Annotated in this window: 12 protein-coding genes; 3 read left to right on the top strand and 9 right to left on the bottom strand. The window is 68.5% G+C overall.

All coding sequences use genetic code 11. The features are described from left to right. The first annotated feature begins 32 nt into the window (after nucleotides 1–32). A complete protein-coding gene (locus LRR16_RS01855) occupies nucleotides 33–833 on the top strand; it encodes an IclR family transcriptional regulator (protein ID WP_232204622.1) in 801 nt (266 codons plus the stop codon). Nucleotides 834–861: 28 nt separating this feature from the next. Here the strand turns inward: LRR16_RS01855 and LRR16_RS01850 are convergent, their stop codons facing one another. From LRR16_RS01850 to LRR16_RS01830, 5 genes are all read right to left on the bottom strand, one after another. Further along, nucleotides 862–1,611 (bottom strand): sulfite exporter TauE/SafE family protein, encoded by a 750-nt coding sequence (locus LRR16_RS01850; RefSeq protein ID WP_232204621.1) that lies wholly within the window; start codon nucleotides 1,609–1,611, stop codon nucleotides 862–864. A 97-nt stretch (nucleotides 1,612–1,708) separates the two neighbouring features. Beyond that, entirely contained in the window at nucleotides 1,709–2,911 is a 1,203-nt protein-coding gene (locus tag LRR16_RS01845) for a PLP-dependent aminotransferase family protein (protein WP_232204620.1), read from the bottom strand. Nucleotides 2,912–2,945: 34 nt separating this feature from the next. Continuing rightward, a complete protein-coding gene (locus LRR16_RS01840; protein WP_232204619.1) occupies nucleotides 2,946–4,373 on the bottom strand; it encodes an FAD-binding oxidoreductase in 1,428 nt (475 codons plus the stop codon). Nucleotides 4,374–4,383: 10 nt separating this feature from the next. After that, nucleotides 4,384–5,403 carry a DUF1338 domain-containing protein gene (locus LRR16_RS01835; protein ID WP_232204618.1) on the bottom strand — a complete coding sequence of 340 codons (1,020 nt, stop codon included), beginning with the start codon at nucleotides 5,401–5,403 and terminating at the stop codon, nucleotides 4,384–4,386. 88 nt (nucleotides 5,404–5,491) lie between these two features. Further along, nucleotides 5,492–6,493: a tripartite tricarboxylate transporter substrate binding protein gene (locus LRR16_RS01830; RefSeq protein WP_006577357.1), complete on the bottom strand. Its 1,002-nt coding sequence runs from the start codon at nucleotides 6,491–6,493 to the stop codon at nucleotides 5,492–5,494. Between the two features lie 217 nt (nucleotides 6,494–6,710). Here LRR16_RS01830 and LRR16_RS01825 point away from each other — a divergent pair, with 217 nt between their 5' ends. Further along, nucleotides 6,711–7,625, top strand: coding sequence for a LysR substrate-binding domain-containing protein (locus LRR16_RS01825; RefSeq protein ID WP_232204617.1), 915 nt, complete (start codon nucleotides 6,711–6,713; stop codon nucleotides 7,623–7,625). Between the two features lie 121 nt (nucleotides 7,626–7,746). On the opposite strand, the gene LRR16_RS01820 is transcribed toward LRR16_RS01825, so the two are convergent. From LRR16_RS01820 to LRR16_RS01815, 3 genes are all read right to left on the bottom strand, one after another. After that, nucleotides 7,747–8,466 carry a GntR family transcriptional regulator gene (locus LRR16_RS01820; RefSeq protein WP_023263628.1) on the bottom strand — a complete coding sequence of 240 codons (720 nt, stop codon included), beginning with the start codon at nucleotides 8,464–8,466 and terminating at the stop codon, nucleotides 7,747–7,749. Nucleotides 8,467–8,532: 66 nt separating this feature from the next. Next, the gene (locus LRR16_RS24385; protein ID WP_023263627.1) at nucleotides 8,533–8,667 is read right to left on the bottom strand and encodes a hypothetical protein; all 135 of its coding nucleotides are present in this window, start codon (nucleotides 8,665–8,667) and stop codon (nucleotides 8,533–8,535) included. 17 nt (nucleotides 8,668–8,684) lie between these two features. Continuing rightward, the gene (locus LRR16_RS01815) at nucleotides 8,685–9,659 is read right to left on the bottom strand and encodes a 2-dehydropantoate 2-reductase (RefSeq protein ID WP_232204616.1); all 975 of its coding nucleotides are present in this window, start codon (nucleotides 9,657–9,659) and stop codon (nucleotides 8,685–8,687) included. A 359-nt stretch (nucleotides 9,660–10,018) separates the two neighbouring features. Here LRR16_RS01815 and LRR16_RS01810 point away from each other — a divergent pair, with 359 nt between their 5' ends. Then, the gene (locus LRR16_RS01810) at nucleotides 10,019–11,641 is read left to right on the top strand and encodes a glucan biosynthesis protein (RefSeq protein WP_232204615.1); all 1,623 of its coding nucleotides are present in this window, start codon (nucleotides 10,019–10,021) and stop codon (nucleotides 11,639–11,641) included. Between the two features lie 33 nt (nucleotides 11,642–11,674). Here the strand turns inward: LRR16_RS01810 and LRR16_RS01805 are convergent, their stop codons facing one another. Continuing rightward, nucleotides 11,675–13,732 carry a hypothetical protein gene (locus LRR16_RS01805; protein ID WP_232204614.1) on the bottom strand — a complete coding sequence of 686 codons (2,058 nt, stop codon included), beginning with the start codon at nucleotides 13,730–13,732 and terminating at the stop codon, nucleotides 11,675–11,677. Between the last annotated feature and the right edge of the window lie 80 nt (nucleotides 13,733–13,812).

Raw genomic sequence — 13,812 nt, 5'->3', positions numbered from 1 at the left:
AATAACCACTATATGGACATACGGGACATACGATGGCCAGGACGACCAAGGTGACCGAGGAGACTGGGGAACGAGGCGCGAGGACCGCCGGCGCGCAGACGCTGCGGCGCGGCCTGCAGTTGCTGCGGCTGATGGCGGAACGGCAGGAGGAAGGACTGTCGCTGGCCGAGCTGGTCGAAGCCACGGGGCTGGAGCGGCCCACCGCCTACCGCCTGCTGTGCTGCCTCGAGGAGGAGCGCTTCGCCGAGCGCCATCCGGCCAGCAAGCGCTATCGGCTCGGACTCGATGCGCTGCAACTGGGCGCCGCGGTCCACGACAAGGCGCCGGTGGTCGATCTGGTGCTGCCGGCGATGAAGCGGCTGGCGCGGCTGTCGGGCGATACCGTGTTCCTGGTGGTGCAGCAGGGTGACTTCACCGTCTGCCTGCATCGCGAGGAAGGGCCCTTCCCGGTGCGGATCTTCACCACGGTGCCGCAGCAGCGGCGGCTATTGGGCATCGGCGCCGGCGGCCTGGCGCTGATGGCGAAGATGCAAGACGACGCGATCCGCGAGGTATTCAAGCGGCGCGCGTCGCTCTATGCCGAGCACGGCATGACGCTGGCCAAGCTGAACAGCGCGGTCGAACGCGCGAGGAAGAAGGGCTTTGCCGAGATCGTCGACAGCATCACCGTCGGCGTGTCGGGCGTGGGCTGCGCCTTCACGCTCCCCTACGGTGCCGAGGCGGCGATCAGCCTCGGCGCGATCAGCAGCCGCATGCATGCCGGGCGGCGCGTCGAACTGGGCCGGCTGCTGCGCGAAGAACTGGAGCAGGCATTCGGCGGCGAGCCGGCCTGACGGAGATGCCGCGCGAACGCCGCGGCCGCTAGCCGATGCGGCCGAGCACGGTCGGCAGGCCCGACGACAGCATCATCACGCCGGACACCGTCAGCAAGGTCAGCACGATCGCACGGAAGCGCGCCTCGTCGATGCGGTGATAGACGCGCGCGCCGATCAGCGCCGGAATCAGCATCGCGGGCGCGACCACGGCAAACCGCGGCAGCATTTCGGCGGTGACGTTACCGGCGATCAGGTAGACCAGCATCGTCACCATCAGGATGGTCAGGTTGAAGTTCTGGATGATCGCGCGCTGCCGGTCCTTCTCGTAGCCGCGCAACGTGCACCACAGCGTCGGCACGGTGCCGCTGAAGCCGCCGATCGCGCTCATCACGCCGCCCACCAGCCCGGCGCCGGCATCGCCGCCCCTGCCGCCCCAGCGCAGCGGCGGCAGCCGCCGCGCCATCAGCATGGCCGGACACCACAGCACCAGGAAGGCGCCGATCGCGGTCTTGAACGACGCCATGTCGAGATACGGCAGCAGCAGCATGCCGAGCGGAATGCCGGCCAGCCCCCCGGCGACGAAGGGCAGCAGCGCGGCGACATCGAAGCCGCGCCGCAAGCGGACCGCGGCGATCACCTGTCCGGTCAGCGAGCCGAATACCGTCAGGACGGCGGCCATGCTGGGCTCGAGCGTCCACGCCCACAGCGACATCGCGACCATGCCGAAGGCAAACCCGGACAGGCCCTGCACGAATCCCGCGAGGGCAGCGCCAACGGCAATGATCAGATATTCCATCGAAGGATCGGGAAGGCGGAAAGGGAAACGGACGACAGGCGCTCAGGCCCAGGCGAAGCCCCGCGATCTTACCGGGGAATGCCGCCGCCCGGGCCGGTCAGCGCTTCGCCAACGCGCGCGCGAGGCGCCGTACGCCCTCTTCGATCTCCGCCACCGACGGCGTCGCGAAGGACAAGCGCAGCGCCGGCGAGGGCCGGCCGGTCGCCACGTGGAACGCCTTGCCGGGAACGAACAGCACGTTTTCCTCGATCGCTTCGCGCAGCAGTTCGGCGGAGTCGGTGCCGTCCGGCAGCGAAGCCCAGACGAACATGCCGCCACCGGGCCTCACATAGTCGATGCGGCCGCCGAGCTCGCGCTCGAGCGCCGACGCCATCGCGTCGCGCTTGTCGCGGTAGACGTCGATGATGCGCGCGACCTGTCCTTGCAGATGGCCGGCGTCCAGATAGGCGGCCATCGCGCGCTGGATCCACGGCGGCGTGCACAGGTCCGAGGCCTGCTTGGCCAGCACCGCGCGCCGCACCACGTCGGGATGCGCGGCCATCCAGCCGATCCGCAGGCCCGGCGCCACCGTCTTCGACAGGCTGCCCAGATAGATGATGCGATCCCGCAGCGCGGGCTCGCCATTGGCCATCGCCAGCAGCGTGGCGGGCGGCGCGCCGTCGAACGCGAGACAGCCGTAGGGGTCGTCCTCGATCACCAGCAGCTCGTATTGCGCCGCCAGCCGCAGCACCGCCTCGCGCCGCCGCACCGACAACGTCGCGCCGGTCGGATTGGCGAAGGTCGGCACCAGATAGATCAGCCGTGGCCGCTCGGCGGGCGCGCAGTCGCGCAGGCATTGCTCCAGCGCGTCCGTATCGATGCCTTCCGCATCGGCCGGCACCGGCACCAGCCGGGCCCCGGCCAGGCGCAGCGCCTGGATCGCCGCGGGATACGTCGGCGCCTCGACGATGACCGGCACGCCCGGCTCGACGAAGGCGCGGACCAGGAAGTCGAAGCCCTGCTGCGAGCCCGATGTCACCAGGATCCGTTCGGCGGGCGTCGGCGTACCGATCCGCCCCATCTGCCGGCTCAGCGCCTCACGCAGCGCCGGCACGCCCTCGGTGGCGCCGTATTGCAGGCACTCGGCCGGATGGCTGGCCAGCGCCTCGGCCATGCACTGGCCGATCGCCGCGGTGTCGAAAGTCGAGGCGGCCGGGTAGCCGCCGGCGAACGAGATCATGCCGGGGCGCGACAGGTACTGGAACAGCTCGCGGATCGGCGAGCCGGCCGGCTGCTGGAAAGCCGAGGCAAAGGGGAACATGGATGTGTCCTGGCTGGTCATTCGTCCTGGCTCGTCATTCGCCGGTGCCGAGCCACAGGCGGCTCAGCGTGCGGCGCGGATCGAGCCGCGCCTGCATCGCGCCGACGTGATCGAGCACGGCGTGCGCGGTGAAATCGCGATAGAAGCGTTCGTTGTACGGACCGATGCCGTGTTCCGCGCTGAAGCTGCCTTCGAAGCGCTCGACGGTCAGCCGGTACAGCTCGGCCCGGACCTCGCCCGCCACCGCGTCGTCGTAGGCCGGCGCGTCCTGCAGCGGCCAGACCATGTTCAGGTGCACGCCGCCATCGCCGAGATGACCGAAGTCGTAGATCCGCAGCCACGGCCAGCGCGCCGCGATCAATGCGCGCGCCTCGGCGCGGAAGGCGGGGAAGCGCGAGCGCGGCACCGACAGGTCCAGCGCGATGATCTTGCCTTCGTGGCGGATCGACTCGGTGATCGAATGGCGCAGGCGCCAGAGCGCCTCGGGCTTGCCGACCACCGCGTTGCCGATCAGCGTGCCGTAGTGGCGCTCGAGGAAATCCATCAGCAGCGCCTCGAGATCGACGCCGCCGGCGCGGTTGGGCATCGTCGACGACAGCTCGACCAGCATTGCGTAATCGGCGCCTTCGAGCTCGGCGAACGGGTCCTCGACATCGTCCAGGTGGCGCACCACGGCCTGCGCCGCTTCGCGAGAAATGCCTTCGCACGACGACAGGAAATCGCCCAGCTCGGCGTTCAACGCCAGCAGCAGCGCCTCGAGCTCGGCCACGCCGGTGGGCACCAGCAGCGCGGTGGCGGTTTGCACGGGCAGCGGATAGACCCGCAGCGTCGCCGCGGTGACCACGCCAAAGGCGCCGCCGGTGCCGACGAACAGCTGCTTGAAGTCGAAGCCGACATTGTTCTTGCGCAGCGCCCGGTTCAGGTCGAGCAATTCGCCGGCGGGCTCGGCCAGCACGGCTTCGACGCCCAGCAGGTTCTGCCGGACGTCGCCGTACTTCAGCAGCCGCGCGCCACCGGTATTGGCGGCGATCATGCCCCCGATGGTCGGGTCGGCGCCGAGGTCCACCGGAAAGAACAGGCCGTCCTGCGCGAGCCGGGTATTGAGCTCGCTGAGCAGCACGCCGGCGCCGACGGTCACCGACTGGTTCAGCGGGTCGACCGTGATGGCGCCCTTCAGGCGCGCGGTGCTCAGCACGACCTGCTCGCCGCCGGCATCCGGCGTCGACGCGCCGACCAGGCCGGTGTTCGCGCCCTGCGGCACCAGCCGCACGCCGAAGCGTTGCGCGGCCGCCACCACGGCCTGCACCTGCTCGCGCGTGGCGGGCCGCACCACCGCCGCGGCGGTGCCGGCGCCGTAGCGCGCGCCGGTCTCGTAGCCGGCGCGGTCGGTGGCATCGGTCAGCACGTCGAGGTCCGGATGGGCCTGCGACAGATACCCGATCAGCTCCTTGCTGGACGACATCTGCGCAGCCTCAGACCGTGGCCGCGGTCATCTTGAAGATGCCCTGCGCGTTGGAGGCATCGAAGCCCAGATCCAGCTTGCTTTGGCTCGCGCCATCGGCGTAGCGGTCGCGCGTGATGAACTCATAGAACGAGCCCGGCACCTCGCGCATCACGATCTCGCCGGCCGCGCCGACGAACTCGCGCATCACCGGATCGGCGCGGAACGCGGTCTGCTTGACGCGGCCGCTGCCGGAGACCTCGACCTTCTCCTTGATCGGACGGCCGAGGGCGCGTTGCTGGTCGCTCAGCGCGAACACGTCCTCGACGCGGTCGGTCGCATGGTTGAAGGCATTGCCTTCGGTGGCGATCCACGCCATCTCCGCCGATTCCTGCAGGATGCGCTGGTAGTCCTCGAGCCGGGGCGTGGCGTGATGGCGCTCGAAGCAGGCGGTGAGGTTGCGGATCACGTGAACGGCTTCGGCCAAAGGCAGCGCGCGGTCGCGGTCCAGCTTCCACAGCAGCGCGACCGTGTCCGGACGCAGCGGGTCGACCGAGGTCGAAACCACGCGGGTGACCGCCGCCTGCAGCTCCGCGCTGAAGCGCTCGGGGTGGAACTCGCTGACGAAGAACTGCGCGATGCCGTCCGGCGCGTCCTCGTGCGCGTAGGAGCGGCCGGTCATGCCGATGCGGTCCAGCGGATAGGTGCCGTTCAGGCGGTAACCCAGCGGCCGCAGGAAACGCGTGAAGGCGGCCTCGCCCGGAGGCAGCTGGCCATTGGCCTGCCACGCCACCGTGCGCAGCGCGCCGTGGTCGAAATTGACCTTGCCGCCGGCCGCGGCGACATCCTCCGTGTATTCGCGGCCGGTCGGCACGCGCGTCAGGATGCCGTCGAACAGCACCACGTTCAGCGCGTGAGCGATTTCGGCACGGCTGGGCTGGCCCGCGGCACCGGCGGGCAGGCCCGCGGGCGTTTCGATCAGCGACAGCAGCTTGGCGGCCTTGGTCGCGCCCACGCAGGCGGACACCAGAGAGAGGATGTGGTCGGACATGGAAAGCTCGTAATGCAAGGAAGACAACAGAAGACAAAAAAGCGGCCGGCCCGCGCCTTTGCGACGGGCCGGCCCCGGGGAATCTGCATCAGTCGATGGTGGCGCCCGACTGCTTGACGACCTCGCCCCACTTCTCGCGGTCGCGCTTGACCAGCTCGGCGAACTGGCCCGGCGAGTTGAAGGCGGGCTCGGCGCCGATATTGCGCATGCGGCCGAGGATCCTGGCATCGTTCAGCGCGACCGCCAGGTCCCTGGCGATCTTCTCGGCCACCGCCGGCGGCACGCCCTTGGGGGCGAACAGCCCGAACCACGGCGTCGCATCGAAGCCCGGCACCGGACCGGCCGCGGCCACCGTCGGCACGTCCTGCAGCGCGGGCGAGCGCTGCGCCGAGGTCACGGCCAGCGGCCGCAGCTTGCCGGCGCGGATGAATTCGAGCGAGGCGGGCAGGTTGTCGAACATCACGTCGACATTGCCGGCCATCATGTCGGAGATCGCCGGGCTGCTGCCCTTGTAGGGCACGTGGCTCATCTCGGTGTGGGTCATGCGCTGGAACAGTTCGCCGGCCAGATGGGTCGAGGTACCGTTGCCGGCCGAGGCCATGTTGACCTTCTTCGGATGGGCCTTCACGTAGGCGACGAAATCGGGCAGCGACATCACCTTCGAGCGCTCGGCGAACGACGGCGACATCACCAGCACGTTCGGCACACGGGCGACCAGCGACACCGGCGCGAAATCGGCGACGTCATAGGCAAGCTTGCGGTACAGCGTCGGGTTGATGGCGAACTCGCCGACCGAGCCCATCAGCAGCGTATAGCCGTCGGCCGGTGCCTTGGCCGCCAGGCTGGTGCCGACGATGCCGCCCGCGCCCGGACGGTTGTCGACGATGACCGGTTGGCCCCAGACCTTGGACAATTGATCGCCGATCAGCCGGGTTACCATATCGGTCGTCCCGCCCGGCGGGTACGGCACGACGATGCGGACCGCCTTGTTCGGAAATTCCTGCGCCTGCGCGATGCCCGCGCTCATCGGCACGGTCAGCGCGGCTGCCGCGATCGCGGCAAGGATGCGGGACGATTTGATCGGTGTCATGCGGTCTCCTCCGGGGGCTCTTGCTGTGTTGGTATTGGTGTTGGTATCGGCTTTGGTATTTGCTACGGCGCCGATTCTTTCTCATCGCCGGACCGCGCTCAAGCGAGAAATTTGCCGGGGTTGATGAGAAAAACGCATCAACTTTGCCGGCCACGTCGCACCCACGTCCTGCCCACGTCCTGCCCACTTCGCAACCACGTTCCACCCCATCGCGCCAATGGCATTTCGCGTCCCCAGCCTGTCCAGTCTTCGCGCCTTCGAGGCCGCCGCCTCGCATCTGAACCTGCGCCGCGCGGCGGCCGATCTCTATGTCACCGAGAGCGCCGTATCGCGGCAGATCGCCACGCTGGAGAGCCAGCTCGGCGTGCAGCTGTTCCATCGCGTCAACCAGCGGCTGACGCTGACGCCGGCCGGCACGCTGTACAGCCGGCAGGTCCGCGAGACGCTGCGCAAGCTGCAGCGCGATACGCTGGACATCATGGCGCACGAGGGCAGCGGCGGCATCGTCGAGCTGGCCTGCCTGCCGACGCTGGCGGTCGAATGGCTGATCCCGCGGCTGCCCGACTTCTACGCGCGCCATCCGCAGGTGGTGCTGAACCTCACGGCGCGCTCGGACGTGTTCCTGTTCGACGGAACGGATTTCGACGCCGCCATCCACTTCGGCGAGCCGCACTACCCCGGCGCACGCGCCGACCCGCTGTTTCCCGAGGAGTCCGTGCCGGTCTGCCATCCCGACTATTTCGGCGGCCGCAAGCGCATCCGCCCGGCCGATATCGCCGGGGCCGAGCTTTTGCATCTGTCGACGCGCCAGTTCGAGTGGGAACAGTGGATGCGCCTCGCGGGCGTCGAGGACGTCAATGCGATGCGCGGCACGCGCTACGATCACCACAGCATGGTGATCGCCGCCGCGCGCGCCAAGCTCGGCATCGGGCTGGTGCCGCGCTTCCTGGTGGAGCGCTACCTGGACGAAGGCGAACTGGTGATGCCGGTGCCGCTGGCAATGCCGTCATCGGGCGGGTACTACCTGGTCTATCCCGAAATGCAGCCGGTCAGCGACGCGATGTCGCGGTTGCGGGAATGGCTGCTGGAGTCGGCCTCGGAATTCGTGCGGGAGACGCAGGCGCGGGCGTGATGCGGGTGCGGCCATGATGCGGCGGGGACAGGATGCCGCGGAGACATGATTCAGGCGGGGACATGAAAAAAGGCCGGCGAGCCGGCCTTCGATGCTTGCGGCGCGTGCCGCGGGGCCGTCGTCAGTCGAGAAAATCGCAGTTCTTCTCGACGTAGTCGGCCAGGTCCAGCGAATGCTGGCGCACCAGCCGTTCCGCCAGTTCGGTATCGCGTTTTTCCAGCGCCTCGATGATGCGCAGATGGTCGACGATCGAGCGCGCGGCGCGGTCGCTCTGCGAGATCGTCATCTTCCGGATCGCACGGACGTGGATGAAGATGTTCTTGATCGTGTCCATGATGATCTGCGACTTCGACAGCTGCACGATCGCCTGATGGAACGCGATATTGGCGTCCGAGTATTCCTCGATATGCTCGGCCGGCGTGGTGTCGCGGAAGTTGTCGAACATATGCCGCAGCCGCGAGATTTCTTCGTCGGTGGCATGCAGCGTCGCCAGGCGCGCGGCCATGCTCTCCAGCGCGGCCCACATCTGGATCATTTCTACGATCTCGCGCTTGGTCTTGCGCATGATGTAGATGCCGCGGCGCGGCACCGTGCGCAGGAAGCCTTCCTGCTCCAGCAGCGTCATCGCCTCGCGGATCGGCGTGCGGCTGACGCCCAGCGCTTCGCTGAGCACGCGCTCGTCGAGCCGGATCTCCTCGCGCGACTGGTAGATGTCGGCATCGGCGATCGCCTGCCGCAGCATCGCGTAGGCCTGGTCGCGCAGGCTCGCGCCGGCATTGATGGGCTGAAGCGACAGCGCCAGGCCCGGGGGAGGCGCATCTGAGGCAGTGGCGGAAGACATCTCGGCTTGACGTTGCGCGGGTTGCACGGACATGGGATCGCTCTTTCGATTTTTGTATATGGTATATCAGAACGCGTGCACCGCCAGTTCGATGTGGCGGCATCGTCCAGGCGTGGCGGCGGCGCAACCGACCCGTTGCACCGCCCCGGCCATGGTCACCGTCATGGCGGTCACCACGGCCAGCGCCATGGTGGCCGCCATGGCGGGCCCCGCCGCGCTCACGCCGCCTGCGCCATCCGCTCGCGCTGCTTGATCAGCGACAGCACCGCGTCGATCATCGGCGTCGGCTGCTCCACCAGCCGGCCCATCTCCTGCACCACGGTCAGCAGCGGGTCGATTTCCATCGCCCTGCCCGCCTCCAGATCCTGCAGCATCGAGGTCTTGTGCGCGCCCACGGCGCCGGCGCCGTCGATCCGCCGCTCGACATCGACGCGGAAATGCACGCCGAAGCGTTCGGCGATCGACTTGGCCTCGAGCATCATCTGCCTCGACAGCGCGCGCGTGCCCGGGTCGGACGTGATGACGTCCAGCGTGGCGTGCGTCAGCGCGCTGATCGGGTTGAAGCACAGATTGCCCCACAGCTTGAGCCAGATCTCGTTGCGGATGTCCTCGCGCACCGGCGCCTCGAGGTCGGCAGCGATCATCGCCTCGCTGAGCCGCAGCACCCGTTCCGAACGCGTGCCGTCAGGTTCGCCGAGCGGGAATTTCTTGCCGTAGACGTGGCGGATCACGCCCGGCGCGGCGATCTCCGCGGCGGGATACAGCACGCAGCCGATTGCCCGCTCCGGGCCGAAGCCGCTCCATTGCCTGCCGCCCGGATCGACGCTCTGCAGCGTGGTGCCGGCGAGCTCGCCGCCATGCCGATAGAAGTACCAATAGGGAATGCCGTTGACGCCGGTGACGATCGCGGTATCCGGCCCCAGCAGCGGCTGCATCAGATCGACGACGCCCGGCACCGAATGCGCCTTCAGCGTGATGAACACGTAGTCCTGCTGGCCCAGTTCGCGCGGATCGGACGTGCAGCGCACCTTCTGCACCCGCTCCTCGCCGTCGATCAGCAGCTTGACGCCGATTGCCTGCATCGCCGCCAGATGCGGCCCGCGTGCGACGAAGCTGACATCGACGCCCGCCCCGGCCAGTTGCGCGCCGATGTAGCCGCCGATGGCGCCGGCGCCGTAGATACATACCTTCATGATGGCTGTCTCCCGTGCTTTTTTGGTGAATTGATATATCACATACTATATTTCACAAGCGCGGAATCACAACCTCTATTTGCGTGCGGGCCAAGTCCGAGCCAGCTTCAGCAGGGTCCAGGCAGCCTCCCAACCAGCGTCCGGCAAGGTCTCAGCCCGGTCTCAGCGGCGTCTCGTCTGCTCCTTGTCCGCGTCCGTTGCGCATCTCTTCAAGTGCCGAGTGCGCCGGAACCATGCGGTACCATGCTGCGTTCTGTCGTGCCCGCGGCGTCCGCTTCCCCACGGAGCGGTCGAACTTTTTGCGCCAGCGGGCGTCTTTTCTGCAACTTCATTGAAGGCGCCAGACGCCGAATCACCGCATGCCGAAAATGAACCGACGGACCGTGCTGGTCTCCGCCGCCGCCACTGCTGCGCTCGCCGCACTGGGCATTCCCGCTTCCGCGCTGGCCGCTGGCCGCATCAAGCTGGCCAAGGGCCAACCCTTCACCCACGAGGGCCTGGTCGAGCTGGCCCGCACCATGGCAAGCCGGCCGTATGTCGCGCCGCCCTCGCCGCCGGCCGACATCCTGGCCAGGATCGATTACGAGGAACACGGAAAGATCCGCTATCGCACCGACGACGCGCTGTTCGCCGATGGCCCGGGCCAATTCCCGGTGACGTTCTTCCACCTGGGCACCTTCTTCCGCGTGCCGGTACGGATGCATCTGGTCGAGGCCGGCGGCGCCAGCAACAACGGCGGCACCGCGCGCGAGATCGTCTACGACGAGTCGTATTTCGACATGCCGGCCAACAGCCCGGCGCGCAAGCTGCCGCGCGGCAGCGGCTTCGCCGGCTTCCGCTTCCAGGAGAGCCGCCTCGGCGACCAGAAGAAGCTCGATTGGCGCAAGAACGACTGGGTCGCCTTCCTCGGTGCCTCGTACTTCCGCGCGATCGGCGAGCTGTATCAGTACGGCCTGTCGGCGCGCGGCATCGCGGTCGATGTCGCGCAGCCGGACAAGCCCGAGGAATTCCCGTCCTTTACCCATTTCTATTTCGAGGCGCCGCGCGACGGCAGCGATACCGTCACCGTGCACGCGCTGCTCGACGGTCCGAGCGTCACCGGCGCCTACCGCTTCACGATGCAGCGCGCCAAGGGCGTGGTGATGGATGTCGACTGCGCGCTGTTCCTGCGCAAGGACGTTGGCCGGCTGGGGCTGGCGCCGCTGACCTCGATGTTCTGGTACTCGGAGTCGGTCAAGCGCACCGGCGTCGACTGGCGGCCCGAAGTGCACGACTCCGATGGGCTGGCGATGTGGACCGGCGCCGGCGAGCGCATCTGGCGCCCGTTGAACAATCCGCCGCGCACCATCGCGTCCGCGTTCGGCGACGACAACCCGCGCGGTTTCGGCCTGCTGCAACGCGACCGCAATTTCGACCACTATCAGGACGGCGTCTTCTACGAGCGCCGGCCCAGCCTGTGGGTCGAGCCGCGCGAAGGCTGGGGCGCCGGCACCGTGCAGCTGATCGAGATCCCGACCGATGACGAGATTCACGACAATATCGTCGCGATGTGGGTGCCGAAGGCGCCGGCCAAGGCCGGCAGCGCCTATCGCCTGCGCTACCGCCTGCACTGGCTGGCCGACGAGCCCTACCCGACGCCGCTGGCCCGCTGCGTGGCCACGCGCATGGGCAACGGCGGCCAGCCCGGCCAGCCGCGCCCGCCGGGCGTGCGCAAGTTCATGGTCGAGTTCAAGGGCGCGCCGCTCGAAGGCCTGCCGTTCGGCACCAAGCCCGAGGCCGTGCTGTGGGCCTCGCGCGGCAAGTTCTCGTACATCTTCACCGAGGCCGTGCCCAACGGCGTACCGGGCCACTGGCGCGCGCAGTTCGACCTGACCGTCGACGGCGACGAGCCGGTCGACATGCGGCTGTTCCTGCGCCTGAACGGCAAGCCGCTGTCGGAGACCTGGCTGTATCAGTACCACCCGTTCCGCACCAACGCCTGATCGGCCGGCCGGCCTGGCCGGTCCGGCGCGGCGTCAGCGAACGCGAACGGGCGAGGGTTCGGCCGGCATCGGCATTGCCGGCGCCGCGACCAACGGGGTCCGCTCCGTCGCCTCGGTGGCGGGCACCATCGTCGGCACCATCGGCGGCATGATGGTCGTCGGCACTGGCGCGCGCCGTGCCGCGTCGGCCCCGCCCAGCCCCAGCCAGCGGCGCAGGCCGGCAGGCAGTTTCCCGCCCAGATACGCGAAGACGCCGCTGCGGCGCTGGTACTCCAGCCGCATCGGCGTCTTGCCTTCGATGAAGTCCTGGAACAGCTGCCGCAGCAGCGCGAGCACCGCGTCATCGCTGCGCACGCTCATGCCGTCGATCATCTTCCTCAGTGCCGCCTCTTCGGTGGCGGAGGCGCAGCACCGCGTCCTTTCGATCAGGGTACGGCGGTCATCGGCGTAGACGGCGTCGAGCCGCACGGACGAGCGCAGTTGCAGCGCGTGCATCAGGGCGCGGTCCATCTCGAGCGCGGCCAGGATCTCCCACAGTGCGCCTCTGGCGACCGGCTGCTCGTGATCGAGCAAGGTGTGCAGCAGCACGTCGATGGCCAGCAGGCGGTTGCCGCGCAGGTCTTCCACGTTGGGGTCGCGCCCGGCATCGGCGAATTGCTGCGCCTGCGCGCGCGCCTGTCGATCTCGCGCCGCTTCCGCGCGGCCAAGGCTCCGGTCCCGATAGAGGCGTACACAGGCAACCAGCAGCCACGCCGTACCCGCAAGCAGCGCGACGGCGCCGACGATGATGCCCACCGGTGGTATCAGCGCGAATACCGTCGTGGCCAAGATCGCGGCGACACCGATGCCGACGGAGACCGCACCGTATATCGTGCGGACCCTGGACCACCAGATCTTGCTCCGCTCCGCCGCTTCGATGGCCTGGAACGCCTGCTCGCGGTGATGCATCAGGATGTCGATCAGTTCGTTGGCGCGCTCGATGTCCGCCCGTCTGGCCAGTTCCGCCTGTAGCGCCTGCTGCGAACGTTGCTCCCGTTGCGCCGGCTCCGCCGGTTCGCTGCGCGCCGCTTCGTAGAACGCATCGGCGATGGCGGCCGCGCGCTGCAGTCGATGGTCTGGCGTCAGCCACTCCGACGCGCGCGCACGCGCTGCGCGGAGATCGTCGAGCCGGCGCGCGGACTGATACCAGCTCAGCAACCCGGCGGCCATCTGCAGCACACCCATCGCCACGCTGAACACGCCACCGGCGATGCCGACCGCCGCCATGTCCACGCCGGGAACGCCGGCCCTTCCGACCGCCGAGGCAACGGTGCATCCGCTGCCGCCCAACTGAATGACGACGTCACGCGCGGCGGCCACGCCCATCGTCCGGATATTGTCATCCGCCTGCCCCAGTTCGTTCGCCGCCTGCTCGTACAGGGCGTAGTGTTCGAGATCGTTGTTCAGGTCCAGCGCCTGCTTCTCGAGCCCGATCCTGACGTCCCGCAGTTCGAACGCGATATCGGCCAGCATCCTCGGCGAACCGCCGGCATCGGGCACATGCCGGGCCGGCGGCAACAACGGATTGCCGCCTTCGCCGGCCGGCAAACCGCGCAAAGGCGCCTGCAATTCCTGCTGCCTGGCCAGCAGCCAACCTATCCGGCCCTGCCGCCCGGTATCGGCCTGGACGAACCGGGCATGACCCTGGGCGTGTTGCCGTTTGCATTCGTCCAGCGCCGCCTTTTTCCAGCCCGCCTTCCATGTCAGGTGCAACACCCCGGCCGCTTCGACGACGGCGAAGACGGCGCCGGCAACGCCGGCCTCGCTGGTCGCGGGCACGACGGACGTGATGGACAGCGTGTCGATTTTCCCGGTGACGAACGCGCCGACCTGCAGCCCGGCTCTTCCCGTCGTCACGCCTCCCCACACCGCGTACGTGACCTCGTTGAGCAGGTGCCATTCCCTCGACCGGGACAGCCTGGCGTGCGTCGCGAAGGCCGGAGGCCATTGCCGGCCGGAACCGCTGGCCATCGATTCCCGATTTCCGGCGTCGTGTTCCAGGCGCGGAGGCGATGCCTCATGTAGAACCGAACCATACGCGTTGATCGGCATGGTTTCCTCCAATGATCTGCGGTGCTTCAGGGAAGGCGCATGTCCGGACCGCGTTGGCCGCCGCGTCGGCGACCTCGCGC

Source organism: Cupriavidus sp. UGS-1 (assembly GCF_021213615.1).
Classification (GTDB): domain Bacteria; phylum Pseudomonadota; class Gammaproteobacteria; order Burkholderiales; family Burkholderiaceae; genus Cupriavidus.
This window is presented reverse-complemented; position numbering and strand designations above follow the sequence as displayed.